The sequence below is a fragment of the Streptomyces sp. R21 genome (genome assembly GCF_041051975.1).
GTDB lineage: Bacteria > Actinomycetota > Actinomycetes > Streptomycetales > Streptomycetaceae > Streptomyces.
In genome coordinates this window covers 5,972,670-5,995,227 of sequence record NZ_CP163435.1, presented here as the reverse complement: position 1 = coordinate 5,995,227, position 22,558 = coordinate 5,972,670, and the positions used below count along the sequence as shown (strand labels likewise).

Annotated in this window: 21 protein-coding genes and 1 pseudogene; 12 read left to right on the top strand and 10 right to left on the bottom strand. The window is 72.4% G+C overall.

The features are described from left to right. Window positions 1-46: 46 nt before the first annotated feature. Complete coding sequence (locus tag AB5J56_RS26890; RefSeq protein ID WP_369235811.1) at window positions 47-697, bottom strand: ATP-binding protein; 651 nt, start codon at window positions 695-697, stop codon at window positions 47-49. Between the two features lie 358 nt (window positions 698-1,055). Next, complete coding sequence (locus AB5J56_RS26885; RefSeq protein WP_369235809.1) at window positions 1,056-1,424, bottom strand: STAS domain-containing protein; 369 nt, start codon at window positions 1,422-1,424, stop codon at window positions 1,056-1,058. Between the two features lie 238 nt (window positions 1,425-1,662). Here AB5J56_RS26885 and AB5J56_RS26880 point away from each other — a divergent pair, with 238 nt between their 5' ends. Continuing rightward, the gene (locus tag AB5J56_RS26880) at window positions 1,663-2,592 is read left to right on the top strand and encodes an RNA polymerase sigma factor SigF (protein ID WP_369235807.1); all 930 of its coding nucleotides are present in this window, start codon (window positions 1,663-1,665) and stop codon (window positions 2,590-2,592) included. Between the two features lie 216 nt (window positions 2,593-2,808). Then, window positions 2,809-4,518 (top strand): ricin-type beta-trefoil lectin domain protein, encoded by a 1,710-nt coding sequence (locus AB5J56_RS26875; RefSeq protein WP_369235805.1) that lies wholly within the window; start codon window positions 2,809-2,811, stop codon window positions 4,516-4,518. Here AB5J56_RS26875 and hutI read toward each other — a convergent pair. From hutI to hutU, 4 genes are read right to left on the bottom strand one after another with little or no spacing between them, the layout of a single operon-like run. Further along, window positions 4,511-5,710 carry an imidazolonepropionase gene (gene hutI / locus AB5J56_RS26870; RefSeq protein WP_369235803.1) on the bottom strand — a complete coding sequence of 400 codons (1,200 nt, stop codon included), beginning with the start codon at window positions 5,708-5,710 and terminating at the stop codon, window positions 4,511-4,513. The two genes, AB5J56_RS26875 and hutI, sit on opposite strands and share 8 nt — an antisense overlap. 29 nt (window positions 5,711-5,739) lie before the next feature. Continuing rightward, window positions 5,740-7,110, bottom strand: coding sequence for a formimidoylglutamate deiminase (locus tag AB5J56_RS26865; protein ID WP_369235801.1), 1,371 nt, complete (start codon window positions 7,108-7,110; stop codon window positions 5,740-5,742). Next, a complete protein-coding gene (locus AB5J56_RS26860) occupies window positions 7,107-8,324 on the bottom strand; it encodes an allantoate amidohydrolase (RefSeq protein ID WP_369235799.1) in 1,218 nt (405 codons plus the stop codon). The genes AB5J56_RS26865 and AB5J56_RS26860 overlap by 4 nt, the downstream gene beginning before the upstream one ends. Beyond that, window positions 8,321-9,985, bottom strand: coding sequence for a urocanate hydratase (gene hutU, locus AB5J56_RS26855; RefSeq protein WP_369235798.1), 1,665 nt, complete (start codon window positions 9,983-9,985; stop codon window positions 8,321-8,323). Before hutU ends, AB5J56_RS26860 begins: the two co-directional genes overlap by 4 nt. A gap of 165 nt (window positions 9,986-10,150) precedes the next feature. Between hutU and AB5J56_RS26850 the strand changes: the two genes are divergently transcribed. The 5 genes and pseudogenes from AB5J56_RS26850 (at window position 10,151) to AB5J56_RS26830 (ending at window position 14,591) form a co-directional block, all read left to right on the top strand. Further along, window positions 10,151-11,614, top strand: a complete 1,464-nt coding sequence (locus AB5J56_RS26850; protein WP_369235796.1) for a diaminopimelate decarboxylase — start codon at window positions 10,151-10,153, stop codon at window positions 11,612-11,614. Between the two features lie 197 nt (window positions 11,615-11,811). Further along, on the top strand, window positions 11,812-12,210 hold the full coding sequence (locus tag AB5J56_RS26845; protein WP_369235794.1) for a hypothetical protein: 399 nt from the start codon (window positions 11,812-11,814) through the stop codon (window positions 12,208-12,210). An 86-nt stretch (window positions 12,211-12,296) separates the two neighbouring features. Further along, window positions 12,297-13,004: pseudogene (locus tag AB5J56_RS26840) on the top strand (hypothetical protein); the annotation flags it as partial. A gap of 653 nt (window positions 13,005-13,657) precedes the next feature. After that, window positions 13,658-14,200 carry a roadblock/LC7 domain-containing protein gene (locus AB5J56_RS26835; RefSeq protein ID WP_369235792.1) on the top strand — a complete coding sequence of 181 codons (543 nt, stop codon included), beginning with the start codon at window positions 13,658-13,660 and terminating at the stop codon, window positions 14,198-14,200. Window positions 14,201-14,216: 16 nt separating this feature from the next. Beyond that, window positions 14,217-14,591: a hypothetical protein gene (locus AB5J56_RS26830; RefSeq protein WP_369235790.1), complete on the top strand. Its 375-nt coding sequence runs from the start codon at window positions 14,217-14,219 to the stop codon at window positions 14,589-14,591. A 40-nt stretch (window positions 14,592-14,631) separates the two neighbouring features. Here AB5J56_RS26830 and AB5J56_RS26825 read toward each other — a convergent pair whose 3' ends face one another. The 3 genes from AB5J56_RS26825 to AB5J56_RS26815 all read right to left on the bottom strand — a co-directional run bounded on the left by AB5J56_RS26825 (window position 14,632) and on the right by AB5J56_RS26815 (window position 17,709). Further along, entirely contained in the window at window positions 14,632-15,216 is a 585-nt protein-coding gene (locus tag AB5J56_RS26825; protein WP_369235788.1) for a hypothetical protein, read from the bottom strand. A gap of 112 nt (window positions 15,217-15,328) precedes the next feature. Continuing rightward, window positions 15,329-16,204 (bottom strand): MurR/RpiR family transcriptional regulator, encoded by an 876-nt coding sequence (locus tag AB5J56_RS26820; RefSeq protein ID WP_369235786.1) that lies wholly within the window; start codon window positions 16,202-16,204, stop codon window positions 15,329-15,331. Beyond that, window positions 16,201-17,709, bottom strand: coding sequence for an aromatic amino acid ammonia-lyase (locus tag AB5J56_RS26815; protein WP_369235784.1), 1,509 nt, complete (start codon window positions 17,707-17,709; stop codon window positions 16,201-16,203). Before AB5J56_RS26815 ends, AB5J56_RS26820 begins: the two co-directional genes overlap by 4 nt. A gap of 168 nt (window positions 17,710-17,877) precedes the next feature. Between AB5J56_RS26815 and AB5J56_RS26810 the strand changes: the two genes are divergently transcribed. From AB5J56_RS26810 to AB5J56_RS26790, 5 genes are all read left to right on the top strand, one after another. Beyond that, on the top strand, window positions 17,878-18,912 hold the full coding sequence (locus AB5J56_RS26810; protein WP_369235782.1) for an ABC transporter ATP-binding protein: 1,035 nt from the start codon (window positions 17,878-17,880) through the stop codon (window positions 18,910-18,912). Beyond that, window positions 18,909-19,550, top strand: a complete 642-nt coding sequence (locus AB5J56_RS26805) for an ABC transporter permease (RefSeq protein WP_369235780.1) — start codon at window positions 18,909-18,911, stop codon at window positions 19,548-19,550. The genes AB5J56_RS26810 and AB5J56_RS26805 overlap by 4 nt, the downstream gene beginning before the upstream one ends. After that, window positions 19,550-20,212, top strand: a complete 663-nt coding sequence (locus AB5J56_RS26800; RefSeq protein ID WP_369242809.1) for an ABC transporter permease — start codon at window positions 19,550-19,552, stop codon at window positions 20,210-20,212. Before AB5J56_RS26805 ends, AB5J56_RS26800 begins: the two co-directional genes overlap by 1 nt. 11 nt (window positions 20,213-20,223) lie before the next feature. After that, window positions 20,224-21,156 carry an ABC transporter substrate-binding protein gene (locus AB5J56_RS26795; protein ID WP_369235778.1) on the top strand — a complete coding sequence of 311 codons (933 nt, stop codon included), beginning with the start codon at window positions 20,224-20,226 and terminating at the stop codon, window positions 21,154-21,156. Between the two features lie 100 nt (window positions 21,157-21,256). Further along, window positions 21,257-21,685, top strand: a complete 429-nt coding sequence (locus AB5J56_RS26790; protein WP_369242807.1) for a hypothetical protein — start codon at window positions 21,257-21,259, stop codon at window positions 21,683-21,685. A gap of 35 nt (window positions 21,686-21,720) precedes the next feature. Here AB5J56_RS26790 and AB5J56_RS26785 read toward each other — a convergent pair whose 3' ends face one another. Continuing rightward, complete coding sequence (locus AB5J56_RS26785) at window positions 21,721-22,482, bottom strand: SDR family oxidoreductase (RefSeq protein WP_369235776.1); 762 nt, start codon at window positions 22,480-22,482, stop codon at window positions 21,721-21,723. Between the last annotated feature and the right edge of the window lie 76 nt (window positions 22,483-22,558).

Genomic DNA, 22,558 nt, shown 5'->3' with positions numbered 1-22,558 from the left:
TGACGTACGGGGAACGGGTCGAACCGGCGGTAACCCAAGGTGGGCGTCAGGCGGGCGCCCCGACCTCCGCCCATACGGTCTTGCCGGCGACGCCGGGGGTCCGCATGACCCCCCAGTCCAGGCACAGCCGCTGCACGATGAACATGCCGTGGCCACCGGGGCGCCCGGCGCGATGCGGGGTGCGTGGGGCGGGCTGGCCCGCGCCCCGGTCGGAGACCTCGATGCGCAGCACCTTGTTGTCGCAGGAGATCCAGAGCTCGTCCGGGCCCTCTGCGTGCAGACAGGCGTTGGTGACGAGCTCGGAGACGACCAGCAGCACGTCCTCGGCGGCGGCCCGCTGATCGGCGTTCGCGGCGGGCAGCCAGCCCCACGCGTACAGCGCCTGGCGGGCGAAGTCGCGGGCGAGCGGCACGACGCCGCTCTCGCCGTCGAAGTTCAGCCTGCGCGACCTGCCACTGACGGCGGGCGCGTCGGTGCCGTCCACGCCGGGCACGCGCACGCAGTCGACGGCGGACACGCTCACGCCGCCGACGGACGGCGCGGACACGCCGTCGCCGGTGTGCGCGCGCACGCCGTCCACAGCCGACGCGGCCGCACCGGCTCCGGACGCCCCGGACGCGCCGGGCGCTCCGGAAGCGCCGCCGTCGCCCGATTCCGGGCCGCGGTCGCCCGGCGAGTAAGGCCGGGTGGTGCTCATCAGCGCTTCACCTCACCGATTCACCAGTTCACAATTCAAGACTCAGTAACTTCGTACGTCGTATCTTCGCTGCTCAGTGCTTCACGTGCTCTTCGCTTCGCTCTTCACTTCACCCTGCTCGTCACACTTCCGCTCGCCACCCCTGCGCGCCGCTCCCGCTCGTCCAGGACGAGGATCCGTGGCGCGGCGCCCTGGGTGCCGACATATCCAGGATGTCTCCTGCCCGGCCGAACCGTGCGAACACCCACTTATTCGGCAGGAACCTGTGACACGGGTTACGGGGTGATCACTCAGGGGCGTTCGGGTAGGTCAGGAGTGCGCCGTCGGAGTGGACCGCCACCCCGCCTCAAGCGCCCCGCTACTCCGCCAGGGCCGCCGCGAGCGACTCGTGGACGGTGAAGACGGCGTCCGCCCCGGTGATCTCGAAGACCCGGGCCACCACCGGCAGCATCCCCGCCAGATGGACCCCGCCCCCCGCGGCCTCGGCCTTCAGCCGGGCGCCGAGGAGCACATTGAGCCCGGTGGAGTCACAGAACTCCAGGCGCGAGCAGTCGACGACCAGTCGCGCGTACCCCTTTTCGAGGCAGTCCTCGAGTGGCTCACGCAACAAATCGGCCGTGTAGTGATCCAACTCACCTGCCGGGGTCACGACGGCACTTGAGCCCTCTTCCCGCACCTCGACCAGAAGCCGGCCCGACTGTGCGCTGCCGACCGTCCCGCGGTCCATGCCGTCTCTCTCCCGAGCGTCGCGACTGCTGATTTACGCCCTCGAACACTACGCCTTCCACACAACCTCCGACACCCGAACAACCACCTGAAAGTGAACATTTCGCATCAGAACGCACTTGCGGTGACCTCGCGAAAACGGGTAGGGCTAGTAGAGACACCTAATCGACACGGCCGGCTTTGGAGGCGCCGCACACCGCAGTGCACGTATTGGCATCGGCGGCCATATGCCGAGAACGATGGAGGACATCATGTCACCCCGGCTCGACGAATCGCATACCCAGAGGGCGACGTCGACACCCTCTCTGGAACGCCCGGAGCACGAGCCCGCCGCAACCGACGCGGCGCCCGACGGAGTTCACGGACTCGACGGACTTCCGGAGATCCCGCCGTACGAACAGGTGGGACCGGTGGACGCGCGGGCCCTGTCCAAGACGCTGTTCGCACGGCTGGAGTCCCTCGAAGAGGGCACGCACGACTACTCGTACGTCCGCAACACCCTGGTCGAACTCAACCTCGCCCTGGTCAAGTTCGCGGCCTCCCGGTTCCGCTCCCGCAGCGAGCCGATGGAGGACATCATCCAGGTCGGCACCATCGGCCTGATCAAGGCGATCGACCGCTTCGAGCTGAGCCGTGGCGTCGAGTTCCCCACCTTCGCGATGCCGACCATCGTCGGCGAGATCAAGCGCTTCTTCCGCGACACCAGCTGGTCGGTCCGCGTCCCGCGCAGACTCCAGGAACTCCGCCTCGACCTGGCGAAGGCGGGCGACGAACTCGCCCAGCAGCTCGATCGCGCCCCGACGGTGGGAGAGCTGGCGGAACGCCTCGGGCTGAGCAACGAAGAGGTCGTCGAGGGCATGGCCGCATCCAACGCCTATACGGCCAGCTCACTGGACGCCCAGCCCGAGGAGGACGACTCCGAGGGCGCGCTCGCGGACCGTATCGGCTACGAGGACCACGGCCTTGAGGGCATCGAGTACGTGGAATCCCTCAAGCCCCTGATAGCCGAACTCCCGCCGCGCGACCGCAAGATCCTCTCGCTGCGCTTCGTCGCGGGCCTGACCCAGTCGGAGATCGGCGACGAACTCGGCATCTCCCAGATGCATGTCTCCCGGCTGCTGTCGCGCACGCTGGTGCGACTGCGCAAGGGGCTGACGGTGGAGGAGTGACTCCTCCGCGTCCCCTGGACCACTTCACTGCGCCCGGCGCCCAACTCCTTGGGCGCCGGGCGTAGTCACAGCTTGGCAGCGGCCGAGGTTACCCCCGGAAACCCTCTTTCCCCACGGGTCACGTTCCCTCACTATGGTCACCCCCATACCCGCCGGTACGCATATCCAGGGCTTGTGCCGGCGCGGGCAGAGCGCGGGGGGCGAGGAGGCAGCGGGATGGCTCGGGCCGGCCGGACCGACGACGGCGACAACGATGCCGAGGCCGGGGGTGGACCGCTCACGTCGGTGCCCGACGCACGGCTGACCGACCTGCTGCGCGCCGACACCGCGCAGGCGTATCCGGCACTGCGCGAACTGCGCGCCCGGCACCGGCCCGCGGTCCTCGCGTACGCCCGGCTGTGCACGGTCAGCGAGGACGCGGCGCGGCAGCTCTCTGCGCAGGCGTTCGCGCTGGCGGCCCGCGACACGGCGCGCGGCATCGACCCGCCGGGGCCGTGGCGGCTGCAACTCCTGCTGCTGAGCGGGCGGGTGGCGGCCTCGTGGACCGCGGACGAGCGCGGCGCCCGCCTCGACCCCGGCCTGCTCGCGCTGCTGCGCCGGTCGGGCGCCGCGGGTCCCCCGCCGGGGCCGATGCTGGAGGCCTTCCAGTCCCTGCCGGTCCGCGTCCAGGGCCTGCTGTGGTACGGGGTCCTGGAGGAGGAGCCGGACGCCAAGGCGGCCCAACTCCTGGGCGTCACACCGCAGGATGTGGCGTACGGGAAGCAGCCGGCGTTCCAGGCGCTGCGCCAGACCTGTCTGAAGTCCCGCCTCGCCCGCTCCGGCAACCCGCGCTGCCAGGACTTCCGGCGGCTGATCGAGGAAGCGGTCCGACCCGAGAACCCCCGCTACAGCGCCGACCTGCACGCCCATATGACGCACTGCGAGCACTGCGCCGCCGCGCACGAGGAGTTGACCGCCCTGCGGGACACCCCGCGCACGGCACTGGCCGAGGGCCTGCTGCCGTGGGGCGGCACCGCGTATGTGCCAGGCGGTTCGACCGAGACGCGAACCGGCCGGGCGCGGGGGGCCGGGTGGGGCGGCTGGGCCGGTCGCTCCGGCCGTTCCGGAGCGGTGGGTGCGGCCGGTACGGCGGGTGCTGCGGGCGCTGCCAGTCCCGCCGGGCAGGCTGGTCCCGCCGGTCACATCGGGCAGGCGGGGCAGGCCTGGTGGCCGACTCGGCGGGTCGTGCTGGCGTCGGTCGCGCTCGGCGTGGCGCTGGCCCCGCTCGTGCTGTTCCTGGTGTCCTCGGACGGCTCGGGGCCCGAGCGGACGGCCCGCACCGTACCGGCCGCGCAGGCGCCGGCCGTGACGGTCACCGCGACGGTCTCCGTCACCCCGTCGCCGTCCCACGCCTCCAAGTCACCGAAGCCCACGCACCGTGCGAAGCCGTCGAAGAAGCCGAGCCCCACACCGACGAAGACGAAGGCGAAGCCGAGACCGAAGCCGTCGCCGACCCGCGCCGCCGCGCACCCGCCGAACGGCACCTACGCCCAGGTCGTGAACGCCGGCAGCGGACTCTGCCTGGACATCCGGGACGGCGACATGGACCTCGGCACGGACGTCATCACGGCCCGCTGCTCCTCGTCGCGCACCCAGATGTGGCGCGTCGACTCCGGCCGCGGGGTCCTCCAGTCGTACGCCGACCCCGACTTCTGCCTCGACAGCCGCGGCGCCACCGACCGGGGCGTCGGCATCTGGGAGTGCCGGTCGGTCTACGGAAGCAACGGCATGAACCTGCGCTTCAGCGTGGACGGCGACGGCGTGATCCGCCCGGGCATCGCTCCGGATCACGCGGTCACTCCGTACGGGTACGGCGACGGGCTCGCCCTGCTCCCGGCCCAGGGGAGCGACGACCAGCGGTGGCGGGCGGGTTCCGCGGCTAGCTGACCGGGGTTCCGCGCCGCCAGACCCGGGAGACGAGCGGTACGCCCGGCCGGTAGGCCAGGTGGACGTGGCTCGGGGCGTCGAGGAAGGCCAGGTCCGCGTACGCGCCCGGGGTGAGGCGGCCGATGTCGTCGCGGCGCAGGGCCGCCGCACCGCCCGCCGTGGCCGACCAGATCGCCTCGTCCGGCGTCATCCCCATGTCCCGTACGGCGAGCGCGATGCAGAACGGGACCGAGGACGTGAACGACGAGCCCGGGTTGCAGTCGGTGGACAGGGCGACGGTCGCGCCCGCGTCGAGGAGGCGCCGGGCGTCCGGCCACTGGGCGCGGGTGGAGAACTCGGCGCCGGGGAGGAGGGTGGCGACGGTCGCGCCGTTCGCGAGGGCGTCCACGTCGGCGTCCGTGAGGTGGGTGCAGTGGTCGGCGGAGGCCGCGTCCAGCTCGACCGCCAGCTGCACGCCGGGGCCGTAGGACAGCTGGTTGGCGTGGACGCGCGGGTGCAGGCCCTTCGCCTTGCCCGCGGTGAGGATCGCGCGCGCCTGGTCGCCGTCGAAGGCGCCCTTCTCGCAGAAGACGTCGATCCAACGGGCGTACGGGGCGCAGGCGTCGAGCATCTCGCCGGTCACCAGGGCCACGTACGCGGCGGGGTCGTCGGCGTAGTCGGGCGAGACGATGTGCGCGCCGAGGTAGGTCACCTCGTCGGTGTGCGCCGCCGCGATGCGCAGGGCGCGGGCCTCGTCCTCGACGGTCAGGCCGTAGCCCGACTTGGTCTCGAAGGTGGTCGTGCCCTGGTGGAGGGCCTCGCGGAGGTAGCGGGTGAGGTTCGCCTCCAGGTCCTCGTCGCTCGCGGCGCGGGTCGCGGCGACCGTGGTGCGGATGCCGCCGGCGCTGTAGGAGCGGCCCGACATGCGGGCGTTGAACTCCTGGGTGCGGTCGCCCGCGAAGACGAGGTGCGAGTGGGAGTCCACGAAGCCCGGGATCACGGCCCGGCCACCGGCGTCGACGTGATTGTCAGTGGCGGGTGCGTTGCTTGATTCACCGGTCCATGCGACGCGGTCGCCTTCGATGACGACGGCGGCGTCCTGGATCAGACCGAGCGGGGACCCGTCACCGAGGGAGGGATCGTTGGTGACAAGGCTGGCGATGTTGGTGATGACGGTGGTGACGTTGGTCGTACTCATGGCGTCCTTGCTCATGGCGTCCTTGTCGGCGAGGGGGCTGCGGGTCAGCCGCGCAGGGAGTCGACGGCGTTCGCGAGCGCTGACGGCACGTCCGGTACGAGGGTGTGCGCGCCGTCCCGTACGACGTGCCGGCCGCCCACGACCGTATGGCGCACATCCGCTGCCGTCGCGGCGAATACGGCAGTCTCGGCACCGAGTCGCGGCAGCGGTCCGGCCGTTCTGACCGAGTCGAGGGCGATGGTCGTGAAGTCGGCGAGCGCGCCTGCTTCGAGGGCGCCCGCGTCGTCCCAGCCGAGAGCCGCGTGGCCGTCGGCGGAGGCCGCACGCAGGAGGGCCGCGGCCGTCCAGTGACCCCGGGTGCGGGTGCGCAGGCGCTCGTTCAGCTCCATCGCGCGGGCCTCTTCGAGAAGGTCGATCACGGCGTGGCTGTCCGAGCCGAGGGACAGCGGGGAACCGGCGCGCTGGAGCGCGACCGCCGGGCCGATGCCGTCGGCGAGGTCCCGTTCGGTCGTCGGGCACATGCAGGTGCCGGTCGAGGAGCCGCCGAGCAGGGCGATGTCCGCGTCGGTGAGGTGCGTGTTGTGGACGCCGGTGGTGCGCGGGCCGAGGACGCCGTGCTCGGCGAGCAACTGGGTGGGGGTGCGGCCGTGCGCCGCCAGACAGGCGTCGTTCTCCGCGGTCTGCTCCGACAGGTGCACATGGAGCGGGGCCCGCCGCTCCTCGGCCCACCGCGCCACGGTCGCCAACTGCCCGGCGGGCACGGCGCGTACGGAGTGGATGGCGGCACCGATCCGCGCGTGATCACGGTCCTTGAGAACTGAACAGCGTTCCGCCCAGGCCTCCGCCGTCCCGTCGGAGAAGCGCCGCTGGTGCCGGTTCGGGGCCTGTCCGAAGCCGGAGGAGAGGTACGCCGTGTCGAGGAGGGTGATGCGGATCCCGGCGTCGGCGGCGGCCTCGATGAGCGCCTCGCCCATGGCGTTGGGGTCGGCGTACGGGGTGCCGTCAGGGGTGTGGTGCACATAGTGGAACTCCCCGACGGCGGTGATGCCGGCGAGCGCCATCTCGGCGTACACCGCGCGGGCCAGCGCGTGGTAGCTCTCCGGGGTGAGCCGGTCCGCGACGGAGTACATGACCTCGCGCCACGTCCAGAACGTGCCGGAGCCGACCTGGACGGTGCCGCGCAGCGCGCGGTGGAAGGCGTGCGAGTGGGCGTTGGCGAGCCCGGGGAGCGTGAGGCCGCGCAGGATCTCGGCGCCGGGCGGCGGGGCGTCGACGCCCGTGCGGACGGCGGTGATGCGGCCGTCCCCACCCGCGGCGGAGCCGCTCGTGGACACCGTCAGGGCGACGCCCGGCTCGACGTTGGTGTCGAGCCAGGCGTGCTCCAGCCAGTACTCCCGCGTCTGGGGATGCGTCACTTGCAGGCCAGCCCTTCGAGTACGTCGGCGAGTGCGGTCACCCCGGCCACGCAGTCGTCCTCGGCGGCGTACTCGGCCGGGGAGTGCGAGACACCCGTGGGGTTGCGTACGAACAGCATGGCGGTCGGGACGGTGCCGGAGAGGATTCCGGCGTCGTGTCCGGCGCCGGTTCCCAGGACCGGGACCTTCAGGTCCGTCCCCTTGCCGAGGAGGCGGCCGAGCTCGTCGCGCAGGGCGTGGTCGAACTCGACGACGGGGGTGAACGACTCACGGACGACGTCGAGTTCGATGCCGTGCGCTTCCGCGTACTCGCGGGCCGCCTTCTCGATGCCGGTGACGACCGTGTCGAGGGTCGGCTGGTCGGCGGCGCGGGAGTCGAGCCAGCCGCGCACCAGGGAGGGGATGGCGTTCACGCCGTTCGGCTCGACCGCGATCTTGCCGAAGGTGGCGACGGCGCCCGCGAGCTGGGCTTCCTTCCGCGCGGCCAGGACGGTCTCGGCGTACGACAGCATCGGGTCCCGCCGGTCGACCAGCCGGGTGGTGCCCGCGTGGTTGGCCTCGCCGCGGAAGTCGAAGCGCCAGCGGCCGTGCGGCCAGATGGCGCTGGCGATGCCGACGCTGTCACCGGAGAGGTCGAGGGCGCGGCCCTGCTCGACATGCAGTTCGACGAAGGCGCCGATGCGGGACAGCCGCTCCGGGTCCGGGCCGATGGCGTCCGCGTCGTAGCCCGCGGCCTCCATCGCCTGCGGCAGCGTGATGCCGCTGCCGTCGGTCAGCCGGTGCGCCTGCTCGACGGTGAGCTGCCCGGAGGCCAGCCGGGAGCCGACGCAGGCGAGCCCGAAGCGGGCGCCCTCCTCGTCGCCGAAGTTGACGAGGGCGAGGGGCCTCGTGAACTCCACTCCCCTGGCCCGGAGTTCGTCGAGGGCGGCGAAGGACGACACCACGCCGAGCGGGCCGTCGAAGGCGCCGCCGTCGGGCACGGAGTCCAGGTGGGACCCGGTGACCACGGCGTCGCCCGCGGCGGGGTCGCCGAGCCAGGCCCACTGGTTGCCGTTGCGGTCCAGCTCGTACGTCAGGCCGCGGGACTCGGCCTGCTGCCGGAACCAGGCGCGGCACTCGGTGTCGGCCCCGGTCCAGGCGAAGCGGCGGTAGCCGCCGGAGGCGGAGTTGCGGCCGATCGGCAGCAACTCCGCCCACATGCTGTGGAAGGTCACGCGTCGCCGCCCTCACGCATCGGGATCCTCACGCCGCGCTCGGCGGCGGTGGTCTCGGCGATGTCGTAGCCCGCGTCGACGTGCCGGATGACGCCCATGCCGGGGTCGTTGGTGAGCACACGGCGCAGCTTCTCGCCGGCGAGCTTGGTGCCGTCGGCGACGGAGACCTGGCCGGCGTGGATGGAGCGGCCCATGCCGACACCGCCGCCGTGATGGATGGAGACCCAGGAGGCGCCGGAGGCGACGTTCACCATGGCGTTCAGCAGCGGCCAGTCGGCGATCGCGTCGGAGCCGTCGAGCATGGCCTCGGTCTCGCGGTACGGGGAGGCGACGGAGCCGGAGTCGAGGTGGTCACGGCCGATGGCCAGGGGGGCGGCCAGCTCGCCGGACGCCACCATGTCGTTGAAGCGCTCGCCGGCCTTGTCGCGCTCGCCGTAGCCGAGCCAGCAGATGCGGGCGGGCAGGCCCTGGAAGTGGACGCGCTCGCCGGCCATCTTGATCCAGCGGTGCAGCGACTCGTTCTCCGGGAAGAGGTCGAGGATCGCCTTGTCGGTCTTGTGGATGTCGGAGGCCTCGCCGGACAGGGCGGCCCAGCGGAAGGGGCCCTTGCCTTCGGAGAAGAGCGGGCGGATGTAGGCGGGGACGAAGCCGGGGAAGGCGAACGCCCGCTCGTACCCGGCGAGCTGGGCCTCACCGCGGATCGAGTTGCCGTAGTCGAAGACCTCGGCACCGGCGTCCATGAAGCCGACCATGGCCTCGACATGCCTGGCCATGGACTCGCGGGCGCGGGTGGTGAAGCCCGCCGGGTCCTTGGCGGCGTAGTCGGCCATGTCGTCGAAGTCGACGCCGACGGGGAGGTAGGCCAGCGGGTCGTGGGCCGAGGTCTGGTCGGTCACGATGTCGATGGGGGCGCCCTCGGCCAGCATCTGCGGGAGCAGGTCCGCCGCGTTGCCGAGCAGGCCGATGGAGAGCGGCTTGCGGGCGTCGCGCGCCTCGACCGCCAGCTGCAGCGCGTGGCGCAGGTTGTCGGCCTTCACGTCGAGGTAGCGGTGCTCGATGCGCCGCTCGATGGCGCGCGGGTCCACGTCGATGCAGATCGCGACGCCGTCGTTCATGGTGACGGCGAGGGGCTGGGCGCCGCCCATGCCGCCGAGACCGGCGGTGAGGGTGATGGTGCCCGCGAGGGTGCCGTTGAACTTCTTCGCGGCGACGGCGGAGAAGGTCTCGTAGGTGCCCTGGAGGATGCCCTGGGTGCCGATGTAGATCCAGGACCCGGCGGTCATCTGGCCGTACATGGTGAGGCCGAGCTGCTCCAGGCGGCGGAACTCCTCCCAGTTGGCCCAGTCGCCGACCAGGTTGGAGTTGGCGATGAGGACGCGCGGGGCCCACTCGTGGGTCTGCATGACGCCGACGGGGCGGCCGGACTGGACGAGCATCGTCTCGTCCTGCTTCAGGGTGCGCAGCGTGCGGACCATGGCGTCGAAGGAGCGCCAGTCGCGGGCGGCCTTGCCGGTGCCGCCGTAGACGACGAGCTTGTCGGGGTGCTCGGCGACCTCGGGGTCGAGGTTGTTCTGCAGCATCCGCAGGGCGGCTTCCTGCTGCCATCCCAGGGCACTCAGTTCCGTACCGCGCGGCGCTCGTACGGGGCGGGGTCCTGACATGGTCTGCCTCCTATGCGGACTGTTCCACCGGGCGATCGCCGTGCGCGTCGCGGTGGCTGGTGCAGTGGCTGTTGCAGTAGATATTCACATCCTCGCCTCTTGAATAGAGCTAGTCAATACGTTCGTACCCCAGCGTGGGCGCACCGCTGGTGTTTGGCTTGATGTATGGGCGCACACATCGACACGACGGGGGAACCGGTGGGCGACGGGGACGCAGGGGGCGCGGGCGGGGCGGTCGAGGGAGCGGAGCGGGACGCCGAGCGGGTCGCGCGGCGCGACGAAGCGGTCCGGGCGGCGGTCGAACAGGGGCTTCTCGGGCCGGACGCCCCCATCGTCGCGCTCCTGGACGTCCACGGCATCCGGGCCTCGGCGGCCGCCCTGCGCGCCGCCTTCGAGGCGGTCACCGCGCCCGGCACCCCCGTGCTGCACGCCTTCGCCGTCAAGGCGACCCCGCTCGTGCCCGTGCTACGGCTCCTGCGCGAGCACGGCATCGGCTGCGAGGTGGCGAGTCCCGGCGAGCTGGCGCTCGCCCGGGCCGCCGGGGTGCAGCCGTCGCACACGGTGCTCGACTCGCCGGCCAAGACCCCCGTCGAGCTGCGCGAGGCGCTGGCGCTGGGCATCGCCGTCAACGCGGACAACCCGCAGGAGCTGGACCGCATCGACGGCCTGGTCCTCCCCCATAGCCCGAAAGGCATGGGAGGTGCCCCCATCGCGACCACCCGTTCGCCGCTCGGGATCCGGGTGAACCCGCAGGTCGGCGGGGGTTCCATCGAGGCGCTCTCCACGGCGACGGCGACGTCCAAGTTCGGGGTCGCGCTGCGCGACGAGGGCGCCCGGGAGTGGATCGTGCGCGCCTATGCCGACCGGCCCTGGCTGACCCGGCTGCACGCGCACTCCGGGTCGCAGGGCGTCCCGCTCTCGCTGATGGCGCAGGGGATCGCCGAGACGTACGCGCTCGCCGAGGAGATCAACCGGCGCGTCGGGCGGCAGCAGATCGACACGATCGACATCGGCGGCGGACTGCCGGTCAACTTCACCTCCGATGCCACGGCCCCGACGTACGCGCAGTACGCGCGGCTGCTCGCGGAGGTCGTGCCGGGGCTCTTCGACGGGCGGTACGGGCTGGTCACCGAGTTCGGCCGGTCGCTGCTCGCCAAGCACGGGACGGTGCTGGCGCGCGTCGAGTACACCAAGAGCGCCGGGGGCCGGGCCGTCGCGGTCACCCATGCGGGGGTGCAGATCGCGGCCCGCACGGTGTACGCGCCGGGGGCGTGGCCGCTGCGGATCGCCGGGTTCGACGCGAAGGGACATCCCAAGGCGGGGCCGGACGTCGTGCAGGACATCGCGGGCCCCGCCTGCTTCGCCGGCGACCTCCTCGCCGAGGCCCGCGCGCTCCCCCTCCTCGAACAGGGCGACTACGCGGCCGCCCTGGACACCGGCGCGTACTACTTCGCCCACCACTACGCCTACAACTCCCTTGCCCGGCCCGGGATCTACGGCTTCGCACCGAGCGGCGAGGGCGGCACCCGCTTCGCGGTCGTACGCAGGCCGCAGACGGTGCAGGAGATCGTGGCGGAGTCGGGCGGCGGGCATGCGGGCGCGTTGACGGGGCTCGGCCGCTCGATGTGAGGACCCGCTGACGTGCGTTGACGGGGCTCGGCAGCTCCGCCCGCAGGTGTGGCAACTGGCATGAGAATGTGGACAGTTGACCCACCTTAGTGACTTCGCGCATGTTCCACCGGGAAATGCCGGATCCCTCACCCCTCGCGCACACGTTGCGTAGCTTCTGCGTCACTCAGCCGTACCCGAGGCGGGAGGGGAGCCGGGTGCCCGGAATCGACGAGTGTCTGCTGGAGGCCATGCGGCTGCCCGGCGCGCGGGGGGCCGCGGTGGTCGACTGGACCAGCGGGCTCGCGCTGGGTGCCGTGGGGGACTCGCCGGGCGGTGACCACGAGACGGCCGCGGCGGAGGCCGCCGAACTGGCCCGGCTCGCCGCGGAACACCGGGCGTTCGCCCCGGAGGACGGCCCCGGCCTGTCCCCGGCGGAGCCCCCGGTCGAGGACCTGATCATCAGCAACCGGGACAGCTACCACCTGCTGCGGTTCGTGGCCACCAGCTTCGACAGCAGCGTGTTCCTGCATCTGTGGCTGACCCGCGCGGAGGGCAACCTCGCGCTCGCCCGCATACGGCTGGGCGAGATGGCCGGACGGCTGGTGCTGGAATGACACCCGTACGGACACCCGCGCCGCCTCCGCCGCCCCCGCTTCCCGTGCGGCGGCAGGCCACCTCCCCGCGCGGCGGGCTCGCCCCGCTGCTCGGCCGGCTCGCCGCCGAGCGCGCCACCGGCGTCCTCGTGCGCGAGCGCGGCACGCTCTACCTCCGCGACGGCCAGGTGGTGCACGCGGAGAGCCCCGCAGCCCCCGGCCTCGACGTACTGCTCACCGCGCGCGGCACGCTGGAGGCCGACGGCTGGCAGGAGGCGGTCTCCCGGGCCGGGGCGCGGCGGACGGTGGGGCGGTACCTGGTCGAGCACGGCCGGATCGGCGCGGGTGCGCTGGAGCTGTGCCATCTGGGGGCGCTGTACGACGCGGCGTACTTCGTGCTCGGGCCGAGCGGCACCCCCGCCGGTTTCCGTACCGGGGCGGCGCACTGGTTCGGCCCCGTGCGCCCGGTGCCGGTGGCGGCGGTGGAGCGCGAGACGCGGCGCCGGCGTGAGCTGCTGCACCGCATCTGGCCCGACCCGGCGACGGACGACGCACCGCTCGTGCGGGCCGAGCGCCCCGCCGCCCCGGCCGTCACGGCCCGTCAACGCGCCGTCCTCGACCGGCTGGACGGGGTGCGCACAGCAGCGGACATCGCCCGCGCCCTCGGCCGCCCCACCTTCCACACCCTGGTCGACCTCCGCAGACTCGCAGCCGCCGGCCTCGTCACCACGGCCTCACGCCCGGACACCGCGGCCCTCCGCGAGGAGTTCGACGCCGCGATCTCCGCCCAGGCCCGGGAGGCGCTGCGGGCGGTGTCCGGCACCGGGAGGCCGAGAGCACCTGAGGGAGAGCCGCCCGCGCCGGCGGGCACGCCCGAGGCATCCGGTGCCGCAGCCCTCTCCCCCGCCACCGGGGATGTCACAGCCCGGCAAGCCGGCACGACGACGCTGCCCGCGACACCCGAGCAACGGCCGCATCCGCCCACCCCCAACAGGACACCCACACCCCACGCATCCGCCACCACCCAGCCCCCCACCGGGCCCAGGCCCACCACGACAGCCCCACAAGGCGGCACGACGACGCCACCCGCGCCGCCCGGCAAACGGACGGCACCCGCAACGTCCCGGGCCGCGGATCCCCTCGCCCCGGCCCCGCGGCCCCCCGGCGCCCTCCCCCAGCGGATCGCTGCGGCCACCCCACCCGAGGCCGCACCGGCAACCCCCGGCGCCACCGCCCCCGTACCCGCCGCTCTGCTCAACGCCAAGAGCCCCGCGCAGGCCCGGTCCGCGCTGCCCGCAGCTCTGCCCAGCAGGGCGTCCGGTGCCGTACATGCGACCTCCCCCACACCCGCCGCCCCGCCCGCACGCATCGCGGACGACCCCCAGGTCGCTCTGCTGCGTCGGCTCCGTGACGCCCTGGAGGCCCTGTGATCCGCGCGCTCCGACAGCGTGCCGAGAGGAGACTGCTGATGGCTGCCGAGGCCGAAGTCCTCGACGAACTCCGCCGGTTGAGGGCTCGTGTGCCGCAGTTGACCGGGGCGCTCGCGGCCGGGGTCGACGGTCTCGTCCTCGCCCAGGACACGCCCGACGTCGAGCCGGAGCAGCTGGCCGCGCTCACCTCCGCGGCGCTGGGCGTCGCCGTGCGGATGACGGACGCCACCGAGCAGGGCGACTTCCGCGAGCTGCTCGTGCGCGGCGTCCACGGCTATGTGGCGACCTACGCGGCGGGCTCCTCCGCCGTACTGACGCTGCTCGCCCTGGACCAGGTGAACGTCGGCCGTCTGCACCTGGAGGGACGCCGCGCAGGCACCCGTATCGGCGAGCTGGTGGACGCCGCCGCCCGCGCCGAACCGGCACCCCGGGCCACCGCCTCCAAAACGCCCGCCAAGCCCGCGGCCAAGTCCGCCGCGAAGACGGCCACCGCCGCATCCAAGACCGCTGCCAAGTCCGCCACCGCGCGGACCCGCACCGGGCGCGCAGCCGCGAACGCGCGCACCACCACGGAAAGTTGAAAGGACCCACCCCGTCATGGCGAACACCGAAACCGCGCTGAAAGAGGCGCTCTCCTCCATCGAGGGCGCGACCGGCGCCGCCCTCGTCGACTACAACAGCGGAATGGCGCTCGGCACGATCGGCGGCAGCAAGAACTTCGACCTCACGGTCGCCGCCGCCGGCAACACCGATGTCGTACGGGCCAAGCTCCGCGCCATGGAGCACCTCGGCCTCAAGGGCGAGATCGAGGACATCCTGATCACGCTCACCAGCCAGTACCACCTGATCCGGCTGCTCACCGGACGCAGTGGCAACGGCCTCTTCCTCTACCTGGTCCTGGACGCCAAGCAGGCCAACCTGGCGATGGCCCGGCACCAGCTGAGGAAGATCGAGGCCGAACTGGAGGTCTAGGGCCTGACCGGCGGATCAGGTCGGAGGGAACTGACGGCGCCTACACCAGCGCGTCCGCGCGGCGGCGCGCCCCGCCCGGGGCCGCGTCGCCCGCCGCGACACCGGTGCCGCGGTAGGCCTTGACCCGCTTGCCCGCAGGTCCACCGGCGTCCCGGCCCAGCCAGTCGACGCGCACCCACAGCAGGGCCGCGTCGGCCCGTTCGCGCCGCCCGAGCCAGCCCGCCTTCAGCCACAGCCCGACGCCGGTCCCGGCGAGCAGCATGCCGCCAGCGGCGGGCACGGCGAAGGCACTGGCGAGGGCGGCGACGAACGCGGCGATCAGCCACCAGCGGTGCCCGCGGCGCCAGTTGCGCACGGTCACCGCACGGTCCTGGAGCACGTCGTGCTTGCCCGCGCGGGCGGCGCCGCGGGCGAGCGCCGCGTACCGCCTGCGCCGCCGGTACGCCACCACGGCGGCCGCCACGATGAACAGCGCGGCCCCGGCCAGTACGCCGATCCGGCGCCCGGTCAGCCCCGGCGGCAGGACACCCACGCCCGCCGCGAACACTCCGCACCACCACAACGGGGCGGCCCCGGCCCTCACCACGACGGCCACCCGCGCCAGTCCCTGTCCTCCGCGCGCCACCTTCCGCCTCCTCAGCTCAGCCACAGCGTCTCGGGCGCGCAGGCTAGCGAGGGAAGGTGAGACGAATCTGAGAACCCCGGGCCCGGCCCCAAGAGAGGTTCCAGGCGAAGGCCTACTCCACGAACAAGCCCCGTGTCGCCGCCCGCGCGTCGAACTCCTCCAGCCGTGCCTGCGCGTCCGGCAGGTCGTCGCACATCGCCTCCAGCAGCACCCTGCCGAGCAGCATCGGGGCGCACGCCGTGTCGAAGGCGAGGCCCGTGCCGACGGCGGCGGGCAGCAGCAGGTCGGCGTGCTTGGCCACCGGTGCGAACGCCGAGTCCGCGACAGCCACCACGGACAGCCCGGCCGCCTTGGCGTACGCGAGCGTGTCCACGACCTCGCGCGGGTGGCGCGGCAGCGCGAAGCAGAGCAGGGCGGTGGCCCCGGCGCGGACGGCGGCGTCGATGCGGTCGTGCAGCATGGTGCCGCCCTCGTGCAGCAGCCGTACGTCGGGGTGGACCTTGGCGGCGAAGTACGCGAAGCCGTACGCCTGGGAGGCGGCGGCGCGCAGGCCGAGGACCGGCAGCGGACGCGAGGCGGCGAGGAGTCGCCCGGCCCTCCGTACGGGCCGCGGGTCGGCCAGCACCTCCGCCAGGTGCTTGAGGTTCTCGATCTCGGCCTCGACGGCCTGCTGGTACTCGTTGTACGAGGTGGTGTCCGCGGCGGGTTCCGCGGGCGCGACCTCGCGCAGGTGGCGGCGCAGGGCCGGGTAGCCGTCGAAGCCGAGCGCGACCGCGAAGCGGGTGACGGAGGGCTGGCTGACACCGGCGAGTTCGGCGAGCTCGACGCTCGACAGAAACGGCACGTCGGCGGCGCGGCGCACCATGCTGTGCGCGATGCGCCGCTGGGTCGGCGTGAGCCGGTGCCCCTCGAAGAGGGTTTGCAGCCGCGCGGCGGGACTGTCCGCCACACCCCTGCTTCCGTCCGCCGTACTCCTGTCCACGCTCATGACGTGCTCCCCCTCCAGATCTCCGTGAACCGGTCGAGCAGTGCGGCCGCCGCGGTCACGTCGTCCGTGAGCGGCCGGTCGGTCTGGTCCGCCTCCAGCACCGACTCGGCGAGCTCCAGCGCCCGGCCGACCGGGAGGTCCGGGTCGGGCCGCAGGTCGCGCTGGCGCAGCGCACGGACGGCGGCGACGAGCTCGCAGCCGACGACGAGACGGTACGCGCCGCACGCCCGCAGCGTCTGACGTGCGGCGAGCGAGGCGAAGCTGGCCTGCTCCTCGACGCCCCGGGAGAGTACAGCGTGCCCGAGCGAGGCGGGGGCGGAGAAGGCCCGCAGATCGCCGAGGGCGGCTCCGGCGGCGTACTCGAGGATCATCACGCCGGACGAGGCGGGCTCGTGGTCGGCGAGGAAGGGGCGCAGTCGGGTGTAGGCGGGCTCGTTGAGGGTGGAGAGCCGCGACGTCGACAGGCGTGCGACCTGGGTGACGGCGAGCCTGAAGTGGTCCAGGGCGAGGGCGAGTTGGGCCTGGTAGAAGCCACCGTGGTGGTAGGCGGCCATGTCCTCGGGGGAGATCAGGGGGTTCTCGGCGGCCGCGTTGATCTCGACGGCGAGGACCTGGTCGAGCGCGTCGGCGGCGTCGTGCGCGGGCCCGTGGATCTGCGGGACGCAGCGGAAGCCGTACGGGTCCTGGATCCGCCCGAGCGGCGGTGTGGGCCGGTCGGCGGCGCCGATCAACTCCCGCATGACGCGGGCCACTTCGGCGGACCCGCGGTGGGGCCGGGCCAGGTGCACGGGCGCCGCGTACGCCTCGTGCGAGCCGTCGACGGCGAGCAGCGACAGCGCGGCGACGACCTGGGTCGCCCCGATCAGCCCGCGCAGTTCGTGCAGCGCCAGCGCGGACTGTCCGAGGGTGAGGGCGTTGCTGCTGATGAGCGCGAGCGCGTCGTTGTTGTCGAGCGGCTGGGGCTCGGGGGCGTTCCCGGCGGCGCCGTCGGGCCCCCGCCAGGGGTGCTCCCCCGCCAGCGCCAGCCCCATCTGGGCCAGCGCCGCGATGTCCCCCGTACCCACCGAGCCGAATTCGTTGACGACCGGGTGGGCCTCGTTCTCCAGGGCTTCGCAGAGGGCCGTGACGACGGTGGGGCGCAGGCCCGCGCCGCCGGCGAGGAGCTGGTTGGCGCGGACCGCGAGCATCGCGCGGACCTGCCGGGCGGGGAGTTCCTCACCGATGGCGCCCGCGTGGCTGCGCAGCAGGCGCAGGCCGTGGCCGGCGGCGGCCTCGGTGGGCACGTCCTCGTTCCGGTTGGCGCCGACGCCGGTGGAGCGGCCGTAGACGCGGCCCGTCGCGGCGATCTGCCGGGCGGCGTCCCAGGACTCCTCGACGCGCTTCATCGCCTCGGTGCCGGCGACCGGCCGCGCGGTCCCGTCGGCGAGCCGGACGACGTCGTCGACGTCGATGCCGCATCCGTCGAGGATGACGAGGCCCGTCGTTCCGGCCCTCAACGCTCCCACGATCCGTCCACGATCTGAGACGACATACCGCCCACTCTCCCCTCGAACAGGACATTGGATCTTGCCTGGCGGTCATAAGTAACCAGCGATTAACACCGGCCCATTGACAATCTATTCAGACACCGAGAACTCTGCATGACGATATGCAGGCCGGGCAAGGGACACCTCATGATCCAGTTCGACGCGGTCCACAAGCGCTTCCCCAACGGCACGACAGCAGTCCACGATCTCTCCCTGGAGATGCCGGAAGGCGGCGTGACCGTCCTCGTGGGATCTTCCGGATGCGGTAAGACGACCACCCTGCGGATGATCAACCGGATGGTCGATCCGACCTCCGGCACCATCCGGGTCGGCGGCAAGGACGTGACGCGGCAGGACGCCGCCGAACTGCGCCGCTCCATCGGTTACGTCATCCAGCAGTCGGGCCTCTTCCCGCACCGCACGGTGCTCGACAACATCGCGACCGTGCCCCTGCTCCTCGGCTGGGGCCGCAAGAAGGCGCGGGCGAGGGCCGCCGAGCTCCTGGAGACCGTCGGCCTCGCCGCCGACGCCGGCAAGCGGTACCCGCACCAGCTCTCCGGAGGCCAGCAGCAGCGCGTCGGCGTCGCCCGCGCGCTCGCCGCCGACCCGCCCGTGCTCCTGATGGACGAGCCCTTCGGTGCCGTGGACCCGGTGGTCCGCACCCAGCTCCAGGACGAACTCCTGCGCCTGCAGAAGGAGTTGAACAAGACCATCGTCTTCGTCACGCACGACGTCGACGAGGCGGTCCGGCTCGGCGACCGGATCGCCATCTTCCGCACCGGCGGCCACCTCGTGCAGTGCGCCCCGCCCGCGGAACTGCTGGCCCGCCCGGCGGACGACTTCGTGGCGGACTTCCTCGGCGCCGAGCGCGGCCTGAAGCTCCTCTCGCTCACCAGCCTCGCGGACGTCCCCCAGGGCCCCGCCCCCGAGGGCGACACCTGGACGCTCGTCCTCGACGAGGCCCGCAAGCCCCTCCACTGGGCGGCCAAGGACGCCGAACTCCCCGTACGGCCGCTCAAGGACACCGACTCCCTGCTGGCCGCGCTCAACGAGTCGATCGCCTCGCCCGGCGGCCTCATAGCCCGCGTCGACGCGGACGGCGTCCTCACCGGCGTCTCGTCCCGCGACGACATCCATGTGCACGCGGGCCGGGCCCACACCGAAGCGAGTGTCGTCGCATGACCATCGACTGGTCGTGGATCGGCGACCACACCGACACCCTCACCACGCTCACCGTCTCGCACCTCGAAGCCGCCCTCTCCGCGGTCTTCTTCGGGCTGCTGATCTCCCTGCCGCTGGCCGTGATCGCCCACCGGGTCCGCCCCCTGCGCGGCCTCCTGCTCGGGCTGTCGAACGTGCTGTTCACGATCCCCTCGATCGCGATCTTCGTGCTGCTGCTCCCCATCAGCGGCCTCACCCGCACCACGACCGTGATCGGCCTGACGATCTACACCCTGGTCGTCCTCCTGCGGAACACGGTCGAGGGCCTCGACTCGGTCCCCGCGAAGACGAAGGAGGCGGCGAAGGCGATGGGCACCCGCCCGTTGCGCACACTCCTCACCGTCGAACTCCCGCTCGCCCTCCCGGTGATCATGGCGGGGGTCCGGATCGCGACGGTCATGTCGATCTCACTGGTCTCCGTCGCCACCTACATCGGCGACGGCGGACTCGGCCAGCTCTTCACCGACGGCTTCCAGCGCAACTTCCCGACGCCGGTGATCGTCGGCGTCGTCCTGACCCTGCTCCTCGCACTGGTCGCGGACGCGCTCCTGGTCGCCGTCCAGTACGTACTCACCCCGTGGACGAGGCGGCGAGCCTGATGTACGAACTCTTCAAGAACCTCGGCAAGTGGCTGACCAGCTCCGCCCAGTGGTCCGGCACCGACGGCATCGCGCACCGCCTCGGCGAGCACCTCCAGTACTCGCTGCTCGCCACCCTGGTCGCCGCCGCGATCGCGCTGCCCGTCGGCCTGCTGATCGGGCACACCGGCAAGGGCGCCTTCATCGCCATCAACCTCTCGTCCTTCGGACGGGCCCTGCCCACCGTCGGCCTGGTCGTGCTCGTCTTCCTGGCCAGCGGCCTGTCGATGTGGCCGGTGTACATCGCGCTGGTCGCCCTCGCCGTCCCGTCGATCGTCACCAACACATACGCGGGCATGACCGCCGTCGACCCGGACGTGAAGGACGCGGCGCGCGGCCAGGGGATGCGCTGGCACCAGATCCTCTTCCAGGTGGAACTGCCGCTCGCGCTCCCGCTGATCATGACGGGCGTGCGCCTGGCGCTGATCCAGGTGGTGGCCACGGCGACGATCGCCGCGTACGTCTCCTTCGGGGGGCTCGGCCGCTATGTCTTCGACGGCCTCGCCCAGCGCGACCTCGTGCAGGTGCTCGGCGGTGCGGTGCTCGTCGCCGTTATCGCCGTCGTCCTCGACCTCGCCCTGTCCGGCCTGCAGCGCTTCCTCTTCCGCCACCGCACCGCCTAGGGAAAACCGAAATGAATCGTCGTACTCTCCTCGGCGGCCTCTTCGCCGCAGCCTCCGTCCCCGCCCTCGCCGCCTGCAGCAGCGGTGTCACCTCGCTCGACGGCGGCGGCAACGCCGGATCCGGCGGCGGCTCCAGCAAGAGCGGCGTCACCATAGGCACCGCCAACTTCACCGAGAACCAGGTGCTCGGCTACCTCTACGCCGCCGTCCTGGAAGCGGCCGGCGTCAAGACGAAGGTCCGCCCCAACCTCGGCACCCGCGAGATCGTGATCCCCGCCCTCAAGAGCGGCGACATCGACCTCCTGCCGGAGTACCAGGGCGCCCTGCTCAACTACCTCGACCCGAAGGCCACGGCCGCGGAGGAGGGCGCGATGCAGAACGCCCTCACCCTCGCCCTGCCGGCCGGCCTGGAGGTCCTGCCGTACGGCATCGCGGAGGACTCCGACGCCTTCGTCGTCACCCGCGAGACCGCGAGGAAGTACGGCCTGACCACCCTCGCCGACCTGGCCAAGCAGAACGGCAAGCTGGTCATCGGCGCCGCCGCCGAGGTGAAGAAGCGCCAGGTCGGTGCCGTAGGACTGAAGGACGTGTACGGCGTCGAGTTCAAGGAGTTCAAGTCCCTCGACTCCGACGGGCCGCTGGTCAAGGGCGCCCTGAAGAAGGGCGACGTGGACGTGGCGAACCTCTTCACCACCGACACCGACATCGAGGCCTATGACTGGGTGATCCTGGGCGACCCCAAGAACCTCATCCCCAGCCAGCACATCGTCCCCCTCATCGCCGACCGCAAGGCCGACTCCACGGTCCGCAAGGCCCTCGCGCGGCTCGGCAACGTCCTCACCACCGCCCAGCTCACCGAGCTCAACCGCCAGGTCGACAAGGACAAGAAGGACCCGGAGGACGTCGCGAACGCCTACGCCAAACAGCACGGGCTGACGAAGTAAGGAATGACGTGGCCGCGGGGGCGCGGCGCAGTTCCGACAGGGGGGCTACCCCCAGTGCCAACCGGAGCTCCCGCTCTCTACCGTTGACTCCATGACCGCTATGGAAGCCCGCAACGACGCCGAACTGAAGAAGGAACTCGACGCCACCCTGCACGCACGCCGGGAGCTGGGCGACGAGTACGAGTCCGCGTTGGTCGACTCGTTCCTGGAGAAGGTCGAGCAGCGCGTCGACGGAGCCGTCGAGCGCCAGGTCCGGCGCCATCTCGCCGAGCAGCAGATGGTGGTGGCCCGCGGCGCGCGCTCGCCCCAGTCGTCCGACTCCTTCGGGGAGCGGTTCGGCTTCGGGATCGTCTCGCTGGTGCTGGCGATCCCGCTGTCCGGGATCGGCGCCGGGATCTCGGGCCTGCCCGGCCTCCTCGTCGCCTGGGGCGGCATCGTCGGCGTCAACCTCGTCCAGGCCGTCCGGCTCAATCCCAGCCTGTTCAGCCGCCACCGCAAGTCCTCCCAGAACAGCGACTGGGAGGACTGACCGCCCGCAGTACCGGGCGGACCGACCGCCGGCGATCACGCCTGCTGGGTCGGCAGCACCATGATCTGGCGCAGGTTGACCCGGCGCGGCCGGCTCGTCGCGTACGCCACCGCGTCGGCGACGTCCTCGGACGACAGGCCCTCCAGCGCCTCGAACATACCGCCCAGCTGGCCGAGCAGCTCCGGGTTGTCGATGTGGCTGCCCAACTCGGTCTCGGTGAGCCCCGGTTCGACATTGGTGACCCGCACGGAACGCGGGCCGAGCTCGGTGCGCAGGGACTGCGAGAGATAGGTGACGGCGGCCTTGGTCGCCCCGTACACCGCGTAGTTGGGGAACGTGATGTGGGCGCCGATGGACGAGATGTTCACCAGGTCCGCGGTGCGGCCCTCGGCGGCGACGGCGACCAGGTCGCCGGTGAAGGCGCGGATGACGCGCAGCACGCCGGTCACGTTGGTGTCGAGCATCCGCTGCCACTCGTCGATCCGCCCGTCGTCGACGGGGTTCGGCAGCATCACGCCCGCCGAGTTGACGACCAGGTCGACCGGCCCGTACGCCTCGTGGATGCGGGCCGCTGCCGCCTCGACCGACGCGTCGTCCGTGACGTCCACGACCACGGCGAGCGCCTGCCCGCCGTCGGCCTCGATCTTCGCGGCCAGCTCCGCCAGCCGCTCCCCGCGCCGGGCCAGCAGCGCGACCCGCGCTCCCTGCCCGGCGAGCTGCACGGCGATGGCCTCGCCGATGCCGCTGGCGGCTCCGGTGACGACGGCGGTACGTCCGGCCAGGTTCTCGTACGACATGGAAACTCCCGAGGTGATGGTGGCCGCCGGTCCGCCCGGCGACGAGAACCACACTCGGTGCTTCGGCCCGTCCTAC

What these genes read in the sequence shown, in the direction of transcription:
- AB5J56_RS26890 (WP_369235811.1), bottom strand. Translation starts at nt 697, where the DNA reads ATGAGCACCACCCGGCCTTACTCGCCGGGCGACCGCGGCCCGGAATCG.
- AB5J56_RS26885 (WP_369235809.1), bottom strand. Translation starts at nt 1,424, where the DNA reads ATGGACCGCGGGACGGTCGGCAGCGCACAGTCGGGCCGGCTTCTGGTC.
- AB5J56_RS26880 (WP_369235807.1), top strand. Translation starts at nt 1,663, where the DNA reads ATGGAGGACATCATGTCACCCCGGCTCGACGAATCGCATACCCAGAGG.
- AB5J56_RS26875 (WP_369235805.1), top strand. Translation starts at nt 2,809, where the DNA reads ATGGCTCGGGCCGGCCGGACCGACGACGGCGACAACGATGCCGAGGCC.
- hutI (WP_369235803.1), bottom strand. Translation starts at nt 5,710, where the DNA reads ATGAGCAAGGACGCCATGAGTACGACCAACGTCACCACCGTCATCACC.
- hutU (WP_369235798.1), bottom strand. Translation starts at nt 9,985, where the DNA reads ATGTCAGGACCCCGCCCCGTACGAGCGCCGCGCGGTACGGAACTGAGT.
- AB5J56_RS26850 (WP_369235796.1), top strand. Translation starts at nt 10,151, where the DNA reads ATGGGCGCACACATCGACACGACGGGGGAACCGGTGGGCGACGGGGAC.
- AB5J56_RS26835 (WP_369235792.1), top strand. Translation starts at nt 13,658, where the DNA reads ATGGCTGCCGAGGCCGAAGTCCTCGACGAACTCCGCCGGTTGAGGGCT.
- AB5J56_RS26830 (WP_369235790.1), top strand. Translation starts at nt 14,217, where the DNA reads ATGGCGAACACCGAAACCGCGCTGAAAGAGGCGCTCTCCTCCATCGAG.
- AB5J56_RS26820 (WP_369235786.1), bottom strand. Translation starts at nt 16,204, where the DNA reads ATGAGCGTGGACAGGAGTACGGCGGACGGAAGCAGGGGTGTGGCGGAC.
- AB5J56_RS26810 (WP_369235782.1), top strand. Translation starts at nt 17,878, where the DNA reads ATGATCCAGTTCGACGCGGTCCACAAGCGCTTCCCCAACGGCACGACA.
- AB5J56_RS26805 (WP_369235780.1), top strand. Translation starts at nt 18,909, where the DNA reads ATGACCATCGACTGGTCGTGGATCGGCGACCACACCGACACCCTCACC.
- AB5J56_RS26800 (WP_369242809.1), top strand. Translation starts at nt 19,550, where the DNA reads ATGTACGAACTCTTCAAGAACCTCGGCAAGTGGCTGACCAGCTCCGCC.
- AB5J56_RS26795 (WP_369235778.1), top strand. Translation starts at nt 20,224, where the DNA reads ATGAATCGTCGTACTCTCCTCGGCGGCCTCTTCGCCGCAGCCTCCGTC.
- AB5J56_RS26790 (WP_369242807.1), top strand. Translation starts at nt 21,257, where the DNA reads ATGGAAGCCCGCAACGACGCCGAACTGAAGAAGGAACTCGACGCCACC.
- AB5J56_RS26785 (WP_369235776.1), bottom strand. Translation starts at nt 22,482, where the DNA reads ATGTCGTACGAGAACCTGGCCGGACGTACCGCCGTCGTCACCGGAGCC.